Raw genomic sequence first — 21,754 nt, 5'->3', positions numbered from 1 at the left:
CGGGTTGTTGTTTGAGAATTGTATAGTGGGTGCGAGCATCTTTGTGGCCAAGTTTTTTAGGGCACATGGTGGATGCCTTGGTACCAGGGGCCGATGAAGGACGTGGTAGGCCGCGATAGTCCTCGGGGAGTTGTCAAACGAGCTGTGATCCGAGGGTGTCCGAATGGGGTAACCCAGCCCGAGTGATGTCGGGTTACTCATGCCTGAATATATAGGGTGTGAGGGGGAACGCGGGGAAGTGAAACATCTTAGTACCCGTAGGAAGAGAAAACACTGGTGATTCCGTGAGTAGTGGCGAGCGAAAGCGGAAGAGGCTAAACCGTGCGCGTGGGATACCTGGTAGGGGTTGCGTGTGCGGGGTTGTGGGACACTGTTGGGCGGATCTACCAGTCCGCCAGCGTGGCGATGATGGCTAGTTGAATAGGTTGGGAAACCTGACCGTAGACGGTGAGAGTCCGGTAGGCGAAAGTCATTGTTGTGCGTGTGGTGGTGTTCCCGAGTAGCAGCGCTTTCGTGGAGGGTGCTGTGAATCTGGCGGGACCACTCGCTAAGCCTAAATACTTCCTGGTGACCGATAGTGGATAGTACCGTGAGGGAATGGTGAAAAGTACCCCGGGAGGGGAGTGAAATAGTTCCTGAAACCATGTGCCTGCAATCCGTCAGAGCCTCCTTTGCAGGGGTGATGGCGTGCCTTTTGAAGAATGAGCCTGCGAGTTACTGCTGCGTGGCGAGGTTAACCTGGTTGTGGGGTAGCCGGAGCGAAAGCGAGTCTGAATAGGGCGTTCTAGTCGCGTGGTGTAGACCCGAAGCGGGGTGATCTACCCATGGCCAGGGTGAAGCGCGGGTAAGACCGTGTGGAGGCCCGAACCCACCAGGGTTGAAAACCTGGGGGATGAGCTGTGGGTAGGGGTGAAAGGCCAATCAAACTCCGTGATAGCTGGTTCTCCCCGAAATGCATTTAGGTGCAGCGTCGCATGTTGCTTGGGTGGGGTAGAGCACTGGTTGGTTGATGGGCCTTCACGGGTTACTGAGATCAGCCAAACTCCGAATACGCCTGAGTTGAGTGTGGCAGTGAGACGGCGGGGGAGAAGCTTCGTCGTCGAGAGGGAAACAGCCCAGAGCATCGGCTAAGGCCCCCAAGTGTGCGCTTAGTGGGAAAGGATGTGGGATCGCTTAGACAACCAGGAGGTTGGCTTAGAAGCAGCCATCCTTGAAAGAGTGCGTAATAGCTCACTGGTCAAGTGGTCCTGCGCCGACAATGTAGCGGGGCTGAAGCGCACCGCCGAAGCCATGCCAATCCAGATTTTTCTGGGTTGGGTAGGGGAGCGTCCTGCACGAGGTGAAGCGTCCGCGGAAGCGTGGTGTGGATTGTGTGGGAGTGAGAATGCAGGCATGAGTAGCGAGTGAAGAGTGAGAATCTCTTCCGCCGGATGACCAAGGGTTCCTGGGGAAGGTTCGTCCGCCCAGGGTGAGTCGGGGCCTAAGGCGAGGCCGACAGGCGTAGTCGATGGATAACGGGTTGATATTCCCGTACCCGTGCATATGCGCCCATGATGAAACGGTTGAGACTAACCATCCGCGATGTGTGGATCCTTCGGGTGAAGCATTGAGTGCATGGGACCTGATTCTGCGGTAGTCAAGTGATGGGGTGACGCAGGAGGGTAGCTCTGCCAGTGAGTGGTTGTACTGGTGTAAGCCTGTAGCCCGGTGTGTAGGTAAATCCGCATGCCTTGTGGGTGAGGGGTGATGCGTAGCCGTTGTGGTGATGTGAGTGATCCCATGCTGCCGAGAAAAGCCTCTAGCGAGTGTGTGCACGGCCCGTACCCGAAACCGACACAGGTGGTCAGGTAGAGAATACCGAGGCGGTCGGGTGAACTGTGGTTAAGGAATTCGGCAAATTGCCCCCGTAACTTTGGGAGAAGGGGGGCCACTGCTGGTGAACGCCCTTTGCGGTGGGAGCTGGTGGTGGTCGCAGAGGCCAGGGAGAAGCGACTGTTTACTAAAAACACAGGTCCATGCGAAGCTGTAAGGCGATGTATATGGACTGACGCCTGCCCGGTGCTGGAACGTTAAGAGGACCCGTAAAGCCCTTTGGGGTGTAGCGGAGAATTTAAGCGCCAGTAAACGGCGGTGGTAACTATAACCATCCTAAGGTAGCGAAATTCCTTGTCGGGTAAGTTCCGACCTGCACGAATGGCGTAACGACTTCTCCGCTGTCTCGACCACAGGCCCGGTGAAATTGCAGTACGAGTAAAGATGCTCGTTTCGCGCGGCAGGACGGAAAGACCCCGGGACCTTTACTATAGCTTGGTATTGGTGTTTGGTTCGGCTTGTGTAGGATAGGTGGGAGACTGTGAAGCTATCACGCTAGTGGTGGTGGAGTCGTTGGTGAAATACCACTCTGGTCGTTCCGGGCATCTAACTCGGGTCCGTGATCCGGATCGGGGACAGTGCCTGGTGGGTAGTTTAACTGGGGCGGTTGCCTCCTAAAGGGTAACGGAGGCGCCCAAAGGTTCCCTCAGCCTGGTTGGCAATCAGGTGTTGAGTGTAAGTGTATAAGGGAGCTTGACTGTGAGACTGACGGGTCGAGCAGGTGCGAAAGCAGGGACTAGTGATCCGGCACTGGCTGGTGGAAGCGGTGTCGCTCAACGGATAAAAGGTACCCCGGGGATAACAGGCTGATCTTGCCCAAGAGTCCATATCGACGGCATGGTTTGGCACCTCGATGTCGGCTCGTCGCATCCTGGGGCTGGAGTTGGTCCCAAGGGTTGGGCTGTTCGCCCATTAAAGCGGCACGCGAGCTGGGTTTAGAACGTCGTGAGACAGTTCGGTCCCTATCCGCCGCGCGCGTAGGAGACTTGCGGAAGGCTGTCCCTAGTACGAGAGGACCGGGACGGACGAACCTCTGGTGTGCCAGTTGTTCTGCCAAGGGCACGGCTGGTTGGCTATGTTCGGGAGGGATAACCGCTGAAAGCATCTAAGCGGGAAGCCTGTTCCTAGATGAGGTCTCCCGCCCCTTTGTGGGTTAAGGCTCCCGGTAGATGACCGGGTTGACAGGCCGGATGTGGAAGCACAGTAATGTGTGGAGCTGACCGGTGCTGATAGGCCGAGGACTTGCTCACGAAGGTGTTACGCACCCACTATACGATGTCTGAGACAACAACCCATGGGTTGTTGATAATCGGATATGTGTGTCAACGTTGATTGACACCCGATGGTTTTCCCGCGGTTTCGTGGGAACGAGGGTTGTCGGTGGCGATGGCGGGGAGGGTCCGCCCGGTCCCATTCCGAACCCGGTAGCTAAGCTCCCCAGCGCTGATGGTACTGCACTCGCTAGGGTGTGGGAGAGTAAGACACCGCCGACACATTCCTTACAACGGGGCCGATTGATCCCATTCACGGATCAATCGGCCCCGTTTTTTCGTCGTGCGGCCGTCGGCGCGTGGTCCCGGAAGCTCGGAGCCCGTCGGCGAGCTGTACGATTTGGTGAAGGCGGTTCGGTCGCGGCTGTTCAGCCCCTGCTCGGGGGCTCGGATGACGGTGCGAGCGCAGGTGGTCGATCAAGACCCCGCGATGCCGGACGCGCTCAGCCGGGGAGCGCTTCCCCGGTGCGATCTTGTGGCTTTTCTTTCTCAGGAGGTTCGGTGTCCGGTTCCGACGACAAGCGCGGCGGCCCCCGCCGCGGGGCCGGTGCCGGCCGCAGCGGCCAGGGCGGTCGCGGCAACTACGACCGCAAGCCGGGCGGCAACTCCCAGGGGCGCGGCTCCTACGGTGGCCCGCGCCGTGACAACGACGGCGGTCAGCGTCGCTTCAACGACCGCGACAACCGCGGCGGCCCCCGCAATGACCGCCGGGATGACCGGGGCGGCGGCTACCGCAACGACAGGAACGATCGCGGCGGATACCGGGGCGACCGGGACAACCGAGGCCCGCGCGATGACCGCGGCGGCTTCCGCCGCGATGACCGCCCGCGTCGTGATGACTTCCGGCGCGACGACAGGGGCCGCGACAACAGGGGCCGCGACGACCGCCGGGGCGGGGACTTCCGCCGTGACGACCGGCGGGACAACAACCGTGGCGGTGACTTCCGCCGGGACAACCGGGGTGGCGACAACCGGGGCGGCTACCGCAACGACCGCAACCGCGACGACCGCGGCGGCTTCCGCCGCGACGACCGTCCCCGCCGCGACGACTTCCGGCGCGACGACCGCGGGCGGGATGACCGCCGGGGCGGTCGTGACGACTTCCGGCGTGATGATCGGCGTGACGACCGCCGGGACAACCGAGGTGGCGGCTACCGCGACGACCGCAACCGGGACGACCGGGGCGGCTACCGCCGCGACGACCGCCCGCGCCGCGATGACCGCGGTCGCGACGACCGGGGCCGTGATGACCGGCGCGACAACCGGGGCGGCGATTTCCGCCGGGACAACCGGGGCGGCGACAACCGGGGCGGCTACCGCAACGACCGCAACCGCGACGACCGCGGTGGCTTCCGCCGGGACGACCGTCCCCGCCGAGACGACCGCGACAACCGCAACCGGGACGACCGCCCGCGTCGCGACGAGCGGGGCCGCGACGACCGGCGGGACAACCGCAACCGGGACGACCGGGGCGGGCGGCGCGACGACTTCAAGAAGGACGGGTTCAAGAAGGGCGGCTTCAAGCGCGACGACGACCGCCGCCCCGAGCGCCGCAAGGACGACGAGGCTCCGAAGCCCGTCGAGCCGGCGCTGCCTGAGGAGGGCGTCGACCCGTCCGAGCTGGACCCGGAGATCCGCCGCGAACTGCTGTCGCTGCCCAAGGGCGCTGCGGAGAAGGTCGCGCAGCACCTGGTCGCGGCCGGTCAGCTGATCGACGAGGACCCGGAGCGCGCCCTGGAGCACGCCCGGTTCGCGCGGCAGAAGGCATCCCGGACCCCGTCGGTGCGCGAGGCCAACGGTCTCACCGCGTACCTGACCGGGGAGTGGAGCGAGGCGCTGTCCGAGCTGCGCGCGGCGCGCAGGATGGGCGGCGGCCCCGGCCACCTGGCGATCATGGCGGACTGCGAGCGGGCGCTGGGGCGCCCGGAGCGGGCCATCGAGCTGGTGCGCAGCGAGGAGGCGCTGCAGCTCGACAAGGAGGACGAGATCGAGCTGCGGATCGTGGCCGCCGGTGCGCGCCGCGACCTCGACGAGATCGAGGCGTCCGTGGTGAGCCTGCAGATCCCGGAGCTGGACCCGAAGCGGCAGGAGCCGTGGAGCGCCCGGCTGTTCTACGCCTACGCCGACAACCTGCTGGCCGCCGGCCGCGAGCGCGACGCGTTCACCTGGTTCGTCCACGCCGCGCACGCGGACGATGAGGAGGAGACCGACGCCCCGGAGCGCCTGGAGGAGCTCGCGGTGCAGATCGGTGGCCCGGAGGTCGTCGAGGAGCTGGTCACCGAGGCCGAGGCGGCCGCGGAGATCGATGACGACGATGACGACGAGGACGAGTTCGACGGCGAAGCGGATGAGGATCCTCTCGCTGACGACCTGGACTCCGAGGTCGACGCCCTCGATGATGAGATCGCGGCGGCTGACGAGGACGGTGAGAACGTCACCGGGTCTGCGGCCGAAGGAGGATCGCAGACGCGATGAGCAGCACGCTGCTGGACCAGCACGACGTTGTGCTGCTCGATCTGGACGGCACGGTCTACCGGGGCGGTGAGCTCGTCCCGCACGCGCTGGCGTCGATCCAGCGCGTGCACGGCGCCGACGTCCCGGTCCGCTACGTCACCAACAACGCCTCCAAGCCCGATCAGGCGGTCGTGGACCACCTGATCGGGCTCGGGCTCCACGCCGAGCGCAGCGAGGTGAGCACCAGCGCCCAGGCGGGCGCGGCCGTGCTCGCCGAGAAGCTGCCGGCCGGATCGCGCGTGCTGGTCACGGGTTCTCCCGCGCTGGAGTCCGAAGTGCACGCGCTCGGCCTGGTGCCGGTGCACGCCTTCGCCGACGAGCCGGTGGCGGTGGTGCAGGGCTTGTTCAACGAGCTGACCTACGGTGATTTCGCGGAGGCCTGCTTGGCGATTCGCGACGGCGCGCTGTGGGTGGCGTGCAACGCCGACCGGACCCTGCCGACCGAGCGGGGTCTGCTGCCGGGCAACGGGTCGCTGGTGGAGCTGCTGCGCGCGGCCACCGACCAGGACCCGGTGGTGGCGGGCAAGCCGGAGCGGCCGCTGCTGGACCGCGCGGTGTCCTCGGCAGGGGGCAGCAGACCGCTGATGGTCGGCGACCGGCTGGACACCGACATCGCCGGCGCGGTCAAGGCCGGGATGCCGTCGCTGATGGTGCTGACCGGCGTCAACACGCCCCGAGACCTGCTGGAAGCGATCCCGGCGGAACGTGCCGACCACGTGTCGGTGGACCTGCGCGGTCTGCACGCCCCTGCCTCGGAGGTCGCGATCGCCGAGCAACCGGCCTGGTCGGTGACCGTCGGGAGCAGACTTGAGCTGTCCGCGCTGGGCGGCGGTGACGAGCTCGGTGCCCTGCGCGCGCTGTGCGCCGCGTGGTGGAAGGCCGGTTCCGGCCCGGTGGAGGTCGTGGGCACCGACGACGCCGCGCGCGACGCGCTGCGAGCGCTGGAGATCGACTGACCTGACGGGAACGGCGCGGACCGTTCGGCTAGCGTGAAGGCGGCGCCGCGCGGCGATCGCGCGGGCGCCGGTGGCCCGGACCCGATGACCCCGGTCCGGTGATCGAGGGGAGAACCCGCCCATGACCTCTCCGTGGCAGCAGCAGGCACCGAACCCGGCGATGCTGGCCCGCCAGGCCGACGACGGGCAGTCGGCGATCGACGCGATCTCGGCGGCGATGTCCGAGCTCGACGAGGTGCGCGAGCAGCCCGTCGCCGAGCACGTCCAGCGGTTCGAGAACGTGCACAGCGCGCTGACCGAGGCCTTGTCGAAGGCCGACCACCTGCAGTCCCAGAACACCCCTCGGAGTTGACGAAGTGCCTCGCAAGGCGCGCCTGGACGCCGAACTGGTTCGGCGCGGACTGGCCCGATCCCGCGAACACGCCGGGGAGCTCGTCGCCGCGGGCCGGGTGACGGTGCGCGGGATGGTCGCGCGCAAGTCCGCCACGGCCGTGGAGATCGACGCCCCGGTGCTGGTCACCGAGGACGTCGACGATCCCGGCTGGGCGTCGCGCGGCGCCCACAAGCTGATCGGCGCGCTGGAGGCCTTCGAACCCGGCGGGCTGTCGGTGGCGGGCAAGCGCTGCCTGGACGCCGGTGCGTCCACCGGCGGGTTCACCGACGTGCTGCTGCGCCGCGAGGCCCGCGAGGTCGTGGCGGTCGACGTCGGCTACGGCCAGCTGGTGTGGAAGTTGCAGACCGACGACCGGGTGCGCATCCACGATCGCACCAACGTCCGGGCGCTGGCTCCCGAGGACATCGGCGGCGAGGTGGACCTGGTGGTCGCCGACCTGTCGTTCATCTCGCTCAAGCTCGTGCTGCCCGCTCTGGTCGCCTGCTCCAGCGACTCGGCCGATCTTGCGCTGATGGTGAAACCGCAGTTCGAGGTGGGCAAGCAGCGGCTAGGCTCGGGTGGCGTGGTCCGGGATCCGCAGCTGCGCGCCGAGGCCGTCCTCGACGTGATCGACTTCGCCGCCGAGCACGGGCTCGGGCTGCGCGACGTGGTGGCCAGCCCGTTGCCGGGACCGTCCGGCAACGTCGAGTACTTCGTCTGGCTGCGCCCCGGAACCGACCCCGACCACGACCGCGCGGAACGCCTGGTGGCCGACGCCGTCGAGCGGGGCCCGCAGAACTCGACCAGGAAATCACCCCGGCAAGGGAGTGGGAGTTGACCCGACGGGTGCTGCTGGTGGTGCACACCGGCAGGGAGCAGAACCTGCGCACAGCGGAGAAGGTCGCCGGTCGTCTGCTCGACGCGGGGATCGCGGTGCGGGCGCTGGCCGGTGAGGCCGACGAGCTGCGCGACAGCGCCTGCGAGGTCACGAGTCCGGACGAGAACCCGGCCGTGGGCACCGAGCTGGTGCTGGTGCTCGGCGGCGACGGCACGCTGCTGCGCGCCGCGGAGCTGGCCAGACCCGCCGGGGTTCCGCTGTTCGGCGTCAACCTGGGCCGGGTCGGATTCCTGGCCGGCGCGGACTCCGACGCGCTGGACGAGGCGATCGCCGCGGTCGTGGAGTCGCGGTACCACGTCGACGAGCGGATGACCTTGGAGGTCACCGCGACGGTCAACGGCGAGCAGGTCGCGAGCACGTGGGCGCTCAACGAGGCGAGCGTGGAGAAGAGCAGCCGGGAGCGGATCCTCGACGTGGTCGTCGAGGTCGACGGGCATCCGGTGTCGGCGTTCGGTTGCGACGGCGTGCTGTGCTCGACCCCGACCGGGTCGACCGCCTACGCGTTCTCCGCCGGTGGTCCCGTGGTGTGGCCGGACGTGCAGGCGCTGCTGGTGGTGCCGAGCAACGCGCACGCGCTGTTCGCCGGACCGCTGGTGGTGTCGCGGGATTCGCTGGTGGCGATGGAGGTCGACCAGCACGGTCATCACGCGGTGCTGTGCTGCGACGGGCAGCGGCAGTTCGACCTGCCGCCGGGTGCGCGTGTCGAGGTCGTAGGCGGGTCCACGCCGATCCGGCTGGTTCGGCTGCACGACACCTCGTTCACCGACCGGCTGGTGCGCAAGTTCGAGCTGCCCGTGCAGGGGTGGCGCGGCCCCGCCACGTAGTCGCGGCTCGGGCGCCCCGGGCTCGGGCATCCAGGGCTCGAACACACTGTCTAACGATTTCGGTGGCGATCACCGCAGTGGGGCGTGTCCCGGGCCTCGGTGCCGATAGGGTGCTGTGTGTGTTGGCGGAGATGCGTATCCAGGGACTGGGCGTCATCGACGACGCCACGCTCGCACTGCACGCAGGCCTGACCGTGGTCACGGGTGAGACGGGCGCGGGCAAGACGATGGTGGTCACCGGCCTCCACCTGCTCAGCGGCGGCCGGGCCGACGCCTCGCGCGTCCGCTCCGGTGCGCAGCGGGCCGTCGTGGAGGGACGTTTCGCGACGACCCCGGACTCGCCGGCGGCGAAGGTCGCCGGGGACGCCGGTGCCGAACCCGACGACGACGGAAGCCTGATCGCGCTGCGCACGGTCACCTCGGACGGGCGCTCCCGGGCGCACCTGGGCGGCCGTTCGGTGCCCAACGGCGTGCTCTCGGAGCTGTCCGAGCAGGTGCTGGCGGTGCACGGGCAGAACGACCAGCTGCGGTTGCTGCGGCCGGGGGAGCAGCGCGCGGTGCTGGACCGGTTCGCCGGGGAGCCCGTGCTGCGCGTCCTGGCCGACTACCAGCGGGTGCGCGCCGAGTGGGCCGAGGCGGTCCGCGAGCTCACCGAGCGCACCGAGCGCTCCCGCGAGCTGTCCCGCGAGGCCGACATGCTGCGGCACGGTCTCGCCGAGATCGAAGCCGTCAACCCCGAAGCGGGCGAGGACGTCTCGCTGGTGGACGAGGCGCGGCGGCTCGCCGACGTCGATCAGCTGCGGGAGATCGCGGCCGGGGCCCAGCACGCGCTGTCCGGTTCCGCCGACGGCGACCCGGAGGCGCCCGGCGCGCTCGGGCTGATCGGGGAGGCCGTGCGCAGGTTGGCGTCCTCGGAGGACCCGGCCCTGCGGGAGCTGGAGCCGCGGGTGGCCGAGGCCGTCGCGGTGCTCTCCGACGTGGGCGGGGAACTGGGCGCCTACCTCGACAAGCTCGACGCCGACCCGGCTCGCCTGGAGCAGGTGCTGGCACGTCAAGCCGAGCTCAAGCAGCTCACCAAGAAGTACGCGGCCGACGTCGACGGGGTGCTGGCCTGGGCCGAGGACGCCCGTTCCCGGCTGTCCGGGATGGACACCTCGGAGGAGGCGCTGGCCGCGCTGGCCGCCCGCCGCGACGAGCTCGCCGTGGAACTCGCCGAGCACGCCCAGGCGCTCAGCGCCGCCCGCGCCGAGGCCGCCGTCGGGTTGTCCGAGGCGGTCTCGGAGGAGCTGTCCGGGCTGGCGATGGCGCAGGCCAAGCTGCAGGTCCTGGTGAGCCCCAAGGAAGCCGAGGACGGCGATCAGAACGCGCTGCCGGTCGACGGTCGGGCGCTGCACGCCGGGCCGGACGGGGTCGACGAGGTCGAGCTGCAGCTGATCGCGCACTCGGGTGCGCCCGCGCTGCCGATCCACAAGGGCGCCTCGGGCGGTGAGCTCTCCCGCGTCATGCTGGCGCTGGAGGTCGTGCTCGCCGACGCCGACACGGTTCCCACGCTGGTCTTCGACGAGGTCGACGCCGGTGTCGGTGGCCGCGCGGCGGTCGAGATCGGCAGACGGCTGGCTCGGCTGGCCCGCACCCACCAGGTCATCGTGGTGACCCACCTCCCGCAGGTCGCGGCCTTCGCCGACCGGCATCTCGTGGTGGACAAGGGCCAGGTCGACGGTGGTCTCACCAAGAGCGACGTCCGCCTGGTCGCCGATGAGCGCCGGGTCGTGGAGCTGGCCCGCATGTTGGCCGGGATGGACTCCACCGAAACCGGGCGCGCCCACGCCGAAGAGCTCCTGGAGACGGCGAACACCTACAAGCTGACCCAGGAGAAGTTCGGCCGAAAGTCCAAGGGCGGAAAGAGGAAGTCTTAAACGCTCTGTGGTCTTGTTGCTTGGCGGTGCGGGTAGCGGAACCTGACACGCCTTCTGGCTCCGGGATCCGAGGCTTGTGCACGCCGATGCACGACACGTCGGCTGTCCTCCCCGGAAGACGCTTGTCGCTTGTTGGGCTGAACGGCGGATCGTTCGCTGCGGTATATGACGCAGCGGGTTCGGCGTGGCGCGGACACGATCGGTGATGGGTTTGTCACCATCGGCGCATGAAAATCAGCGGACTGCTGACTCGACAGCAGGAGGAGCTGCCCGGTCTCGCCGGGGTCGCCAGGGTGGAGCGCCGCTCCGGTGATCTGCCGCGCCGGGTCCGCACCGGTGACATCGCGGTGATCGACCACGCCGACCTGGACCGCCGCACCGCGGAGACCCTGGTCGCGGCCGGGGTGATCGGGGTCGTCAACGCGGCCCCGTCGATCTCCGGGCGCTACCCCAACCTCGGCCCCGAGGTGCTGCTGGCCGCCGGGGTGACGCTCATCGACGGGGTCGGCAACGACATCCTCAACCAGGTCAAGGACGGCGCGAAGATCCGCCTGCACGAGGGCGGCGTGTTCGCCGGGGAGCGCGAGCTGGGGCGCGGCGTCGAGCAGGACGCCAACTCGATCGCCGACCAGCTCATCGAGGCCAAGGCCGGGATGGCCACCCAGCTGGAGGCCTTCTCGGCCAACACCATCGAGTTCCTGCGCACCGAGCGCACGCTGATCCTCGACGGCATCGGCGTGCCCGAGCTGACCGGCTCGCTGGAGGGCAGGCAGGCGCTGGTGGTGGCGCCCGGCTACGGCCACGCCGACGACCTGCGGCGCCTCAAGCGCTACATCCGCGAGTACAAGCCGGTGCTCATCGGCGTCGAAGGCGGCGCCGACGCGCTGCACCGCGCCGGGTACAAGCCGAGCGTCATCGTCGGCACCCCGGACACCGTGAGCACCGAGACGCTGCGCTGCGGCGCGGAACTGGTCATCCCCGCGCACCTGGACGGGCACGCGCCCGGCCTGGAGCGCATCCAGGACCTGGGCGTGGGCGCGATGACGTTCCCAGCCTCCGGCAATCCCGAGGACCTGGCGCTGCTGCTGGCCGACGCCCACAAGGCCGACCTCATCATCACCGTCGGGTTCCAGGCCACGCTCAGCGAGTTCCTCGACCGCGGTCGTTCCGGCTCCAACCCGTCGACGTTCCTGACCCGGTTGCGGCTGGGCAGCAAGGTCATCGACGGCGCCGCCGTCGCCACCCTGCAGCGCAGCCGCACGCCGATGTCGGCGGTGGTCCTGCTGGTGCTGGCGGTGCTGGCGGTCGTCGTGGTGGCGCTGCTGGTGTCCGGGCTCGGAGCCGCGGTCGTGGACCAGCTGGCCGACACCGCCGGTGTCGTCTCGGCGTACTTCAAGGGGCTGTTCTCGTGATCACCTTGCGCTACCACATCATCTCGATCGCCGCGGTGTTCCTCGCGCTGGCCGTGGGCGTGGTGCTCGGCACCAGCTCGGTCAGCGAGGGCCTGCTCAAGTCCGTCGGCGGGGAGAAGGAGGAGCTGCAGGCCCAGGTCGATCAGCTCGGCGCCGAGCGCGCGCAGTTCAAGGCCCAGGCCGACGCCGCCGACCGGTTCGACACCACCGTGGCGCCGCTGGCGGTGCAGGGCCAGCTCACCGGCCGCAGCGTGGTGCTGATCAGCTCCCCCGAGGTCGAGGACGGCCGCCGCGCGGCGATGGCGAAGCTGCTGCGCGACTCCGGTGCCGACGTCACCGGCGAGGTCCGCCTCGGCGAGGCGCTGACCGACCCGGACCGCACGGACCAGCTGCGCGGCGTGGTCACCCAGCTGCTGCCGGCCGGGGTCCAGCTGCCCACGGCCGCCGACCCGGGCACTCTCGCGGGCGGCCTGATCGGCCCGTTGACGCTGGTCAACCCGCAGACCGGGCAGCCGCAGGCGGCTGACGACGCGCGTGCCGCGGCGCTGTCCGGGCTGGCCGGGGGCGGCTACGCGACCGCCTCCGAGGGGCTGCGGCCCGCGCAGCTGGCGGTGGTGCTCACCGGCGGTCGCCTCGCCGGCGACAACGCCGCGGACCGGGCCACGGCGCTGGCGCGCTTCGCCACCCAGATCGACCGCTCCGGGCAGGGCGCGGTGCTGGCCGGGGAGAGCGGGTCCTCCGACGGCCGCGGCGCGGTCGGGGTGGCGCGGGTCGACCCGGCGATCGCCTCGGCCCTGTCGACGGTGGACAACGCCGAGACCGGCGCCGGTCGCGTCGCGGTCGTGCTGGCCGCCCGCGAGCAGGCGGACCGGCAGAGCGGGCACTACGGTGTGGCCAGCAGCGCGCAGGGGCCCGTGCCGGGCACCCGCGGCGACTCGTGACCCGCGGATTCACGCCTGGTCCCGTTCCGTTCACCGAGACGTCACGGCGAACCGGCCGGAAGACCGCCGGATGGCGGTTGACCCGGCCGGTTCGCCGTTTTCGCGTAAGGCGGGTCTCGGTGCGGGCTCCGACCGCCGTGCGTTAGGCTGGAATTCCGTGGGAGCGACGGATCCAGCCGTCCTGCCAGCGCAGAAATCCAGCCAGGCGACGGCTTGACCACGGGGAGCTTTTCTTGGTGCCGCAAGCACGCACTATCAAGCACGTTTTCGTAACGGGGGGCGTCGCCTCTTCGTTGGGGAAGGGACTCACGGCGTCCAGCCTGGGCGAACTGCTCACCTCCCGCGGACTGCGGGTGACCATGCAGAAGCTCGACCCCTACCTGAACGTCGATCCGGGGACGATGAACCCCTTCCAGCACGGTGAGGTGTTCGTCACCGAGGACGGTGCTGAGACCGACCTGGACATCGGTCACTACGAGCGGTTCCTGGACCGCGATCTGACCCGCAACGCCAACGTCACCACCGGCCAGGTGTACTCCGCGGTCATCGCCAAGGAGCGCCGCGGCGAGTACCTGGGTGACACGGTGCAGGTCATCCCGCACATCACCGACCAGATCAAGGCCCGCATCCGGGCCATGGCCGAGCCCGACGAGAACGGCGTCACCCCGGACGTGGTGATCACCGAGGTCGGCGGGACCGTCGGCGACATCGAGTCGCTGCCGTTCCTGGAGGCCTGCCGCCAGGTCCGCCACGACGTGGGCCGCGACAACTGCTTCTTCCTGCACGTCTCGCTGGTGCCCTACCTGGCGCCGTCGGGCGAGCTGAAGACCAAGCCCACCCAGCACTCGGTGGCGGCCCTGCGCAACATCGGCATCCAGCCCGACGCGCTGGTGTGCCGCGCCGACCGCGAGCTCCCGGCCGACCTCAAGCGCAAGATCGCGCTGATGTGCGACGTCGACACCGACGGCGTGGTGGCCTGCCCGGACGCGCCGTCGATCTACGACATCCCGAAGGTGCTGCACAGCGAGGGCCTGGACGCCTACATGGTGCGCAGGCTCGGGCTGCCGTTCCGCGACGTCGACTGGTCGGTGTGGGGCGACCTGCTGGACCGGGTGCACAACCCGTCCGAGCGGGTGCGCATCGCCCTGGTCGGCAAGTACGTCGACCTGCCCGACGCCTACCTGTCGGTCACCGAGGCCCTGCGCGCCGGTGGGTTCGCCCACCACGCCAAGGTCGAGATCTCCTGGGTCGGTTCGGACACCTGCGAGACCGACGCCGGTGCCGCGCAGGCGCTGGCCGGGGTGGACGGCGTGCTGATCCCGGGCGGGTTCGGCGTGCGCGGCATCGAGGGCAAGCTCGGCGCCATCCGCTACGCGCGCACCAACAGCATCCCGATCCTCGGCCTGTGCCTGGGCCTGCAGTGCATGGTGATCGAGTCGGCGCGGTCGCTGGCCGGGTTGGAGCGGGCGAACTCCACCGAGTTCGAGGAGCCCTGCCAGCACCCGGTGATCAGCACGATGTCCGACCAGCACGACGTGATCTCGGGCGACCGGGACATGGGCGGCACCATGCGGTTGGGCTCCTACCCGGCGAAGCTGGCCGAGGGATCGCTGGTCGCCGAGGCCTACGGCAGCAGCGAGGTCCACGAGCGGCACCGGCACCGCTACGAGGTCAACAACGCCTACCGGGATCGCCTGAGCAAGGCGGGCGTGGTCTTCTCCGGCACCTCGCCGGACGACCGGCTGGTCGAGTTCGTCGAGCTCGACCGGGAGATCCACCCGTTCTTCGTGGGCACCCAGGCGCACCCGGAGCTCAAGAGCCGGCCGACCCGCCCGCACCCGCTGTTCGCGGCGTTCGTGAAGGCGGCGATCGACTACCGCGCGGCGGAGCGGCTGCCGGTCGAGCTGGAGCCGACCGTGGCCGAACCGGAGTCCGAGCCCGCCGGGGCCTGATCCATCGCAGGTGAGCGGCCCGCATCGACGATCACGTCGGTGCGGGCCGCGTCACGTTCGGGCGATCGGCTCTAGGGTGGTGGCTGTGGAGACCACGGGTAGCGGTGTCGCGCGCACCAACGGAGAGCACGAGTTCACCACGCTGACCAGCGAGGACGTTTACGTCGGGCGGATTCTGGCGCTGCGGGCCGACGAGGTCGGCATGCCGGGTGGCGGGCACGCGCGCAGAGAGGTCGTCGAGCACTACGGGGCGGTGGCCGTCGCCGCGATCGACGAGCAGGAGCGGGTCGTGCTGGTGCACCAGTACCGGTACCCGATCGGCCGCCGGTTGTGGGAGCTGCCCGCGGGCCTGATGGACGAGCCCGGCGAGGAACCGGTGCGCACCGCGCAGCGCGAGCTCGCCGAGGAGAGCGGGATGGCCGCCGAGAACTGGTCGGTGCTGGTCGACGTCGCCACCTCGCCCGGGTTCACCGACGAGGTGGTGCGGGTGTTCCTGGCCACCGGTCTGTCGGAGGTGGAACGGCCGGACGCGGTCGGCGACGAGGAGGCGGACCTGGTCATCGAGCGGTTCCCGCTGGCCGAGGCGGTGCGGATGGCGCTGGCGGGGGAGATCGTGAACGGGCCCGCGGTGGCGGGCCTGCTGGCCGCGCGGGCCGCCCTCGACGGTGTCGCGCCGCCCCGCCCGGCCGACGCCGAGTGGACCGACCGGCCGCAGCGGTTCGCCGCGCGGTGAAGGGTTTCGAATCGCTGCCGGCGGGACTGCGCTCCGCCGTCGGCGAGTACCTCGACCACCTCGCGGTCGAGCGCGGAACCGCGCGCAGCACCCTCGACTCCTACGCCCGCGACCTGCGCCGCTACGCGGAATTCCTGGTGACGCAGGGGGTTTCCGCGCTCGACGAGGTGCGCACCGAGCACCTGGCCGAATTCCTGGCGCAGCTGCGCGAAGGCGTCGAGGGACGGCCGCCGCTGGCGTCGTCGTCGGCGGCGCGGGCTCTGGTGGCCGCGCGCGGGCTGCACCGCTTCGCCCACGCCGAGGGCCGCATCGCCGTCGACGTGGCCCGCGAGGTCGCGCCGCCGAGCCCGCCGAAGCGGCTGCCGAAAGCGCTGTCGGTGGACGACGTGGGTCGGCTGCTGGAGCACGCCGGGGGCGACGATCCGCGCGGTCTGCGGGACCGGGCGCTGCTGGAACTGCTGTACTCCACAGGTGCGCGGATCTCCGAGGCGGTGGGCCTCGACGTCGACGACATCGACCGCACCGACCGGACCGTGCTGCTGGACGGCAAGGGCGGCAGGCAGCGGCTCGTGCCGATCGGACGTCCCGCGCTGGAGGTGCTGGAGGCCTACCTGGTTCGGGCGAGACCGGTGCTGGTGGCGCGCGGGCGCGGCAGTTCGGCGGTGTTCCTGAATTCGCGCGGCACCGGACTTTCCCGCCAGAGCGCCTGGAACGCGTTGAAAACAGCTGCGCAACGGGCGGGAATCGCCGAAACCGTCTCGCCGCACGTGCTGCGCCATTCCTTCGCCACGCACCTGGTGGAAGGAGGGGCGGACGTGCGGGTGGTGCAGGAGCTGCTCGGGCACGCCTCGGTGACCACGACGCAGGTGTACACGCTGGTCACGGTCAACACGCTCCGGGAGGTCTACGCCACCGCGCATCCGCGCGCACACCTTTCGGGGTGAGATCACCACTTGCGCATGCGCGTGATCAACCAAGGCGGTAGATCTTCATCACAGCAGAATCACGGCCATTCCACCGAGCCAATTACCGACACCACGGCGAGGCACGTTGCCGCAGCTCGTTTGAGCGACTTAGGCTGCGATCGATCGCCACCGGTACCGAAGGAGTCAGATCGCCATGTCGTTGCCGCATCCTTCCGCCGCCCGGCGGCCTCGGGGCGCGGTCGACCTGAGCATCGCCCCCGAGACCACGGGTCCTGAGGCCAACGCCGACAACCAGGACAGCCGCGGCCTCGGTCCGACCGGTCGGCCGCTCCGCCACATCCCCGAACCACCGCTGCTGGACCACCACGGTCCCGCGTCGGTGCTGGCGATGTGCAACCAGAAGGGCGGCGTCGGCAAGACCACCTCGACGATCAACCTCGGTGCCGCGCTGGCCGAACACGGGCGTCGGGTGCTGCTGGTGGATTTCGACCCGCAGGGCGCGCTCTCAGTCGGCCTCGGCGTGCAGCCGCACCAGCTAGAGCAGACCATCTACAACGTCATCATGGAGCGCGGGGTCACCGTCGACGACGTGGTGCGCCGCACCACCGTCGAGGGCATGGACCTGCTGCCCAGCAACATCGACCTGTCGGCCGCCGAGGTGCAGCTGGTCACCGAGGTCGGCCGCGAGCAGACGCTGCTGCGCGTGCTGCGGCAGTCGATCGAGGAGTACGACTACATCCTGGTCGACTGCCAGCCCTCGCTCGGCCTGCTCACCGTCAACGCGCTGGCCGCCGCCGACGGCGTGATCATCCCGCTGGAGTGCGAGTTCTTCAGCCTGCGCGGCGTGGCGCTGCTGATCGACACCATCGAGAAGGTGCGCGAGCGGCTGAACCCGAAGCTGGAGATCAGCGGGATACTGGCCACCATGTTCGACCCGCGCACGCTGCACTCGCGCGAGGTCATGCAGCGCGTCGTGGAGGCGTTCGGCGACGTCGTGTACGACTCGGTGATCAACCGGACCGTGCGGTTCCCGGAGACCACGGTCGCCGGTGAGCCGATCACCCGCTGGGCGCCCCGCTCCGCCGGAGCTCAGGCCTATCGGGCGCTGGCCCGCGAGGTGATCGCTCGATGACGCGTCGGGTCGCCCTGCCCGGAGCCGCCGAACTGTTCCGTACTACTGTTTCCCGAACGGATCAGGCCTCGGCGCCGCAGGAGGACCGGACGCCGGCATCCCCGGTCGAGGAGCGGGGACGGCCGCGGACGGCGGGTTCCGGTCGGCGCAAGCACGATTCGAAGATCACCGTGTACGTGTCCGACGAGGAGTTGCTGGGTTTGGAGCAGGCTCGGCTCGCGTTGCGGGCGGACCACGGCATCGCCGTGGACCGCGGCCGCGTCGTGCGCGAGGCGATCGCGGTGCTGCTCTCCGACTTCACCGAGCGCGGTGCGGACTCCGTCCTGGTCCGGCACCTGCGGGAGTCCGGCGAGTGACCGATGCCGCCCAACCCGCGCCCTCCGGCGCTGGGGCCGAACTCGCGCCCTCCGACGCAGGGGACGACGCAGCGCAGCAGGATTCGCCGTTAGCCGCACCCGAGGAGCACTCCGGTGACGGCAAGTTCACCGTGCGGCTGGAGAACTTCGAGGGACCGTTCGACCTGCTGCTGCAGCTGATCTCGGCGCACGAGCTCGACGTCACCGAGGTGGCGCTGCACAAGGTCACCGACGAGTTCATCGCCTACACCCGCGCGCTCGGCGAGCAGTGGGACCTCGACGAGACCACCGAGTTCCTGGTGGTCGCCGCGACGCTGCTGGACCTCAAGGCCGCGCGGCTGCTGCCCGCCGCCGAGGTCGAGGACGAGGCCGACCTCGCGCTGCTGGAGGCCCGCGACCTGCTGTTCGCGCGGCTGCTGCAGTACCGCGCCTACAAGCAGGTGGCGGCGCTGTTCGGCGAGCTGGAGGCCGGTGCGCTGCGCCGCTACCCGCGTTCGGTGTCGGTGGAGGAGCGCTACGAGAACCTGCTGCCGGAGGTGGTGATCGGCGTCGACCCGCAGCGGTTCGCCGAGATCGCCGCCTCGGTGTTCCGGCCGAAACCGCCGCCGACGGTGTCGCTGGACCACATCCACCAGCACGGCGTCTCGGTGCGCGAGCACGCGGCGCTGCTGCGGGTGCGGCTGGCCGAGAAGGGCACGCTGACCTTCACCGAGCTGGTGTCGGACTGCGGGCACACGGTCGAGGTGGTGGCCCGGTTCCTGGCGCTGCTGGAGCTGTACCGGGAGAAGGTGCTGCAGTTCGAGCAGGACAGCCCGCTCGGCGAGCTGCAGGTGACCTGGGTCGGCGGCTCGCTCGACCAGGCCCGGGCCGAGGCCGAGGAGCAGCGCGCCAACCAGGAAGAGGAGGAGTACGGCTGATGCCCGCCGAGGAATCCGAGGTTCCCGCTGGGACCTCCGTCCCCGAGAACGACGGCGAGGTTTCGACCGAAACGTCCCTCCCCCTGGAGGCCGACGAGGTGGCGGAGCCGACCGGGGCCGCTGAGCCGGATGCGGTTTCCGCCGGAACCTCCGGTGATCAGGGCGAGGGCGCGGGGGACGACGCCGTGGAGGTGTCGGGGGCGCCGGATCTGACGGAGGACTCCGAGCTGGACGCCGCGCTGGAGGCGTTGCTGCTGGTGGTGGACGTGCCCGCGGGGGAGGAGCTGCTGGCCGACACGCTGGAGCAGCCCGTGGGACGGGTGCGCGGCGCGCTGCGGCGGTTGTCCGAGGGCTACGCCGAGAGCGAGCGCGGCATCGACCTGCGCTACGTCGGCGACGGCTGGCGGTTCTACTCGCGGGAGAAGTACGCGGGCTACGTCGAGCGCTACCTGCTCGACGGGCAGCGGACCAAGCTGACCCGGGCGGCGCTGGAGACCCTCGCGGTGATCGCCTACCGGCAGCCGGTGACGCGCTCGCGGGTCGCGGCGGTACGGGGTGTGAACGTGGACGGGGTCATCCGTACCCTGGTGGGGCGCGGCCTGATCGGTGAGGCCGGCACCGACCCGGAGACGGGCGGCATCCTGTACTGCACGACCGAGCTGTTCCTGGAGCGGCTGGGGCTGTCGTCGCTCAAGGACCTGCCGCCGCTCGCACCCCTGTTGCCCGAAGTGGATTCGATCGATGACGTCTGAACGCCGTTCCCCGTCCAGTGCCGCGAAGCACCCCAGCGAAGAGGGGGTGCGGTTGCAGAAGGTGCTGTCGCAGGCCGGTGTCGCGTCGCGGCGGGCCGCCGAGGAGATGATCGTCGAGGGCCGCATCGAGGTCGACGGCGAGGTCGTCATGGAGCTGGGCCGCCGCGTCGACCCGGAGACCGCGGTCATCCACGTCGACGGCAGCCGCATCATGGTCAACAACAACCTGACGCACCTGCTGCTGAACAAGCCCGCCGGGATCCTGTGCACCATGTCCGACGACAAGGGCCGTCCGTGCATCGGTGACTACCTGCGGGAACGCCAGGGCAAGCTGTTCCACGTGGGCCGCCTGGACCAGGACACCGAGGGCCTGCTGCTGATCACCAACGACGGCGAGCTCGCCAACCGGCTGATGCACCCGTCCTACAAGGTCCGCAAGACCTACATGGCCGAGGTGCTCGGGCCCATCCCGAAGGACCTCGGGCAGCGGTTGAAGGAGGGCGTGGAGCTCGACGACGGTCCGGTGAAGGTGGACCGCTTCAAGCTGGTCGACCAGAACCAGAACCGCGCGCTGGTCGAGATCGTGCTGCACGAGGGCCGCAAGCGCATCGTGCGCCGGCTGCTCAAGCACGTCGGCCACCCGGTGCAGCGCCTGGTGCGCACCCGCATCGGCGACGTCCAGCTCACCACCGAGCGGCAGGGCGCCATCCGGCCGCTCAACCGCCAGGAGATCAGCTCGCTGTACAAGATCGTCGGCATGTGACGCGCTGAGAACGTCGGAAGCCGCGGCCGGGAACGCTCCCGACCGCGGCTTCCGCGCATCTCAGGCCGCCTGGGTCTTGCGGGTCAGCACCGCGCGGGCCAGGGGTTCCACGACGCGAGCGGCGACCGGTCCGAGGATCGCCATGAGCAGCACGTAGGCGGTGGACAGGGCCGCCATCTCTCCGTTCACCGCGCCGGAGGACACCGCCAGCCCCGCGATGACGATGGAGAACTCGCCGCGCGCCACCAGCGCGGCGCCCGCGCGCAGCCGGCCCATCCGCGCCACGCCCTGCATGCGGGCCGCGATCCAGCCGGTGAGCACCTTCGTCAGGACGGTCAGCACGGCCAGGCCCAGCGCGACCGGCAGCACCGGCGGGATCAGCTCCGGGTCGGTGTTGAGGCCGAAGACGACGAAGAACACCGCGGCGAACAGGTCGCGCAGCGGCTCCAGCATCCGGGTCGCGTTCTGCGCGGTGGACCCGGAGATCGCGATGCCCAGCAGGAACGAGCCGACCGCGGCCGAGACCTGCAGCTCCGAGGCCAGCCCGGCGACCAGCAGCGCGGCGCCGAGCAGGCGCAGCAGGAACACCTCGGGATCGGGGCTGTCGACGATCGCCGAGACGTACTTGCCGAAGCGCAGCGCGATCACCAGCACGACGGTGATCACCAGCAGCGAGATGCCGACGGCGGTCAGCCCGCCGACGAAGCTCACCCCCGCCAGCAGGGCGGTGAGGATCGGCAGGTAGACGGCCATCGCGAGGTCTTCGAAGACCAGGATCGACAGGATCACCGGGGTTTCGCGGTTACCGAGCCTGCCCAGGTCGCCGAGCACCTTGGCGACGATGCCCGACGAGGAGATGTAGGTGACACCGGCCATCGCCAGCGCCCCGATCGGTCCCCAGCCCAGCGCCAGGGCCACCAGGGCGCCCGGGGCGGCGTTGAGCACGATGTCGATCACGCCCGCCAGCCACGAGCGGCGCAGGCCGGTGACCAGCTCGCCCGCGGAGTACTCCAGCCCGAGCAGGAGCAGCAGGAGCACCACGCCGATCTCGGAGGCGATGTGGGTGAACGGCTGGATGCCGTGCAGCGGGATCAGGCCGCCGGTGCCGAACGCGACCCCGCCCAGCAGGTACAGCGGGATCGGGGATATGCCGATCTTCCACGCGAGCCTCCCGAGGATGCCGAGACCGAAGAACACCGCTCCCAGCTCGATAAGGGAGATCGCCGTGTCGTGCACCGTGTTTCCT

General features: G+C 69.5%; 17 protein-coding genes and 2 rRNA genes. 18 read left to right on the top strand and 1 reads right to left on the bottom strand.

All coding sequences use genetic code 11. The features are described 5' to 3' along the window. The first annotated feature begins 45 nt into the window (after positions 1-45). The 18 genes from REH65_RS06570 (at position 46) to REH65_RS06485 (ending at position 20,508) form a co-directional block, all read left to right on the top strand. Positions 46-3,122: ribosomal RNA gene (locus REH65_RS06570) — 23S ribosomal RNA — on the top strand. Positions 3,123-3,248: 126 nt separating this feature from the next. Continuing rightward, positions 3,249-3,365, top strand: a 5S ribosomal RNA gene (rrf, locus tag REH65_RS06565). A 279-nt stretch (positions 3,366-3,644) separates the two neighbouring features. After that, the gene (locus REH65_RS06560) at positions 3,645-5,618 is read left to right on the top strand and encodes a hypothetical protein (protein ID WP_406691718.1); all 1,974 of its coding nucleotides are present in this window, start codon (positions 3,645-3,647) and stop codon (positions 5,616-5,618) included. Next, the gene (locus REH65_RS06555; protein WP_406691717.1) at positions 5,615-6,613 is read left to right on the top strand and encodes an HAD-IIA family hydrolase; all 999 of its coding nucleotides are present in this window, start codon (positions 5,615-5,617) and stop codon (positions 6,611-6,613) included. The genes REH65_RS06560 and REH65_RS06555 overlap by 4 nt, the downstream gene beginning before the upstream one ends. 121 nt (positions 6,614-6,734) lie before the next feature. Beyond that, positions 6,735-6,965: a hypothetical protein gene (locus tag REH65_RS06550; RefSeq protein ID WP_093421418.1), complete on the top strand. Its 231-nt coding sequence runs from the start codon at positions 6,735-6,737 to the stop codon at positions 6,963-6,965. A 4-nt stretch (positions 6,966-6,969) separates the two neighbouring features. Beyond that, positions 6,970-7,824 carry a TlyA family RNA methyltransferase gene (locus REH65_RS06545; RefSeq protein WP_281455741.1) on the top strand — a complete coding sequence of 285 codons (855 nt, stop codon included), beginning with the start codon at positions 6,970-6,972 and terminating at the stop codon, positions 7,822-7,824. Then, complete coding sequence (locus tag REH65_RS06540; RefSeq protein ID WP_281455740.1) at positions 7,821-8,708, top strand: NAD kinase; 888 nt, start codon at positions 7,821-7,823, stop codon at positions 8,706-8,708. Before REH65_RS06545 ends, REH65_RS06540 begins: the two co-directional genes overlap by 4 nt. A 119-nt stretch (positions 8,709-8,827) precedes the next feature. Continuing rightward, on the top strand, positions 8,828-10,624 hold the full coding sequence (gene recN, locus REH65_RS06535) for a DNA repair protein RecN (RefSeq protein WP_281455739.1): 1,797 nt from the start codon (positions 8,828-8,830) through the stop codon (positions 10,622-10,624). A gap of 227 nt (positions 10,625-10,851) precedes the next feature. Then, positions 10,852-12,036, top strand: coding sequence for a putative cytokinetic ring protein SteA (gene steA, locus REH65_RS06530; protein ID WP_281455738.1), 1,185 nt, complete (start codon positions 10,852-10,854; stop codon positions 12,034-12,036). Next, the gene (locus tag REH65_RS06525; protein WP_406691716.1) at positions 12,033-12,977 is read left to right on the top strand and encodes a copper transporter; all 945 of its coding nucleotides are present in this window, start codon (positions 12,033-12,035) and stop codon (positions 12,975-12,977) included. Before steA ends, REH65_RS06525 begins: the two co-directional genes overlap by 4 nt. 236 nt (positions 12,978-13,213) lie before the next feature. Next, on the top strand, positions 13,214-14,929 hold the full coding sequence (locus REH65_RS06520; RefSeq protein WP_406691715.1) for a CTP synthase: 1,716 nt from the start codon (positions 13,214-13,216) through the stop codon (positions 14,927-14,929). A 76-nt stretch (positions 14,930-15,005) separates the two neighbouring features. Continuing rightward, positions 15,006-15,662 (top strand): NUDIX domain-containing protein, encoded by a 657-nt coding sequence (locus tag REH65_RS06515; protein WP_406691714.1) that lies wholly within the window; start codon positions 15,006-15,008, stop codon positions 15,660-15,662. Beyond that, entirely contained in the window at positions 15,659-16,606 is a 948-nt protein-coding gene (xerD, locus tag REH65_RS06510) for a site-specific tyrosine recombinase XerD (protein WP_406691713.1), read from the top strand. Before REH65_RS06515 ends, xerD begins: the two co-directional genes overlap by 4 nt. A 175-nt stretch (positions 16,607-16,781) precedes the next feature. After that, positions 16,782-17,720 (top strand): ParA family protein, encoded by a 939-nt coding sequence (locus REH65_RS06505; RefSeq protein WP_281455733.1) that lies wholly within the window; start codon positions 16,782-16,784, stop codon positions 17,718-17,720. Then, complete coding sequence (locus tag REH65_RS06500) at positions 17,717-18,076, top strand: hypothetical protein (protein ID WP_406691712.1); 360 nt, start codon at positions 17,717-17,719, stop codon at positions 18,074-18,076. The genes REH65_RS06505 and REH65_RS06500 overlap by 4 nt, the downstream gene beginning before the upstream one ends. Next, on the top strand, positions 18,073-18,993 hold the full coding sequence (locus tag REH65_RS06495; protein ID WP_406691710.1) for a segregation and condensation protein A: 921 nt from the start codon (positions 18,073-18,075) through the stop codon (positions 18,991-18,993). Before REH65_RS06500 ends, REH65_RS06495 begins: the two co-directional genes overlap by 4 nt. Continuing rightward, the gene (gene scpB, locus REH65_RS06490; protein WP_406691709.1) at positions 18,993-19,745 is read left to right on the top strand and encodes an SMC-Scp complex subunit ScpB; all 753 of its coding nucleotides are present in this window, start codon (positions 18,993-18,995) and stop codon (positions 19,743-19,745) included. The genes REH65_RS06495 and scpB overlap by 1 nt, the downstream gene beginning before the upstream one ends. Beyond that, complete coding sequence (locus REH65_RS06485) at positions 19,735-20,508, top strand: pseudouridine synthase (RefSeq protein WP_281455729.1); 774 nt, start codon at positions 19,735-19,737, stop codon at positions 20,506-20,508. The genes scpB and REH65_RS06485 overlap by 11 nt, the downstream gene beginning before the upstream one ends. A 60-nt stretch (positions 20,509-20,568) precedes the next feature. Here REH65_RS06485 and REH65_RS06480 read toward each other — a convergent pair whose 3' ends face one another. Then, positions 20,569-21,744 (bottom strand): cation:proton antiporter, encoded by a 1,176-nt coding sequence (locus REH65_RS06480; protein WP_406691708.1) that lies wholly within the window; start codon positions 21,742-21,744, stop codon positions 20,569-20,571. Between the last annotated feature and the right edge of the window lie 10 nt (positions 21,745-21,754).

The organism is Saccharopolyspora sp. ID03-671 (assembly GCF_045278815.1).
In the GTDB taxonomy this organism is placed as follows: Bacteria; Actinomycetota; Actinomycetes; order Mycobacteriales; family Pseudonocardiaceae; genus Saccharopolyspora; species Saccharopolyspora ipomoeae.
This window is presented reverse-complemented; position numbering and strand designations above follow the sequence as displayed.

Coding starts and splice junctions, on each gene's coding strand:
- steA (WP_281455738.1), top strand. CDS start 10,852: ATGAAAATCAGCGGACTGCTGACTCGACAGCAGGAGGAGCTGCCCGGT.
- scpB (WP_406691709.1), top strand. CDS start 18,993: ATGCCCGCCGAGGAATCCGAGGTTCCCGCTGGGACCTCCGTCCCCGAG.
- REH65_RS06500 (WP_406691712.1), top strand. CDS start 17,717: ATGACGCGTCGGGTCGCCCTGCCCGGAGCCGCCGAACTGTTCCGTACT.
- REH65_RS06550 (WP_093421418.1), top strand. CDS start 6,735: ATGACCTCTCCGTGGCAGCAGCAGGCACCGAACCCGGCGATGCTGGCC.
- REH65_RS06555 (WP_406691717.1), top strand. CDS start 5,615: ATGAGCAGCACGCTGCTGGACCAGCACGACGTTGTGCTGCTCGATCTG.
- REH65_RS06505 (WP_281455733.1), top strand. CDS start 16,782: ATGTCGTTGCCGCATCCTTCCGCCGCCCGGCGGCCTCGGGGCGCGGTC.
- REH65_RS06485 (WP_281455729.1), top strand. CDS start 19,735: ATGACGTCTGAACGCCGTTCCCCGTCCAGTGCCGCGAAGCACCCCAGC.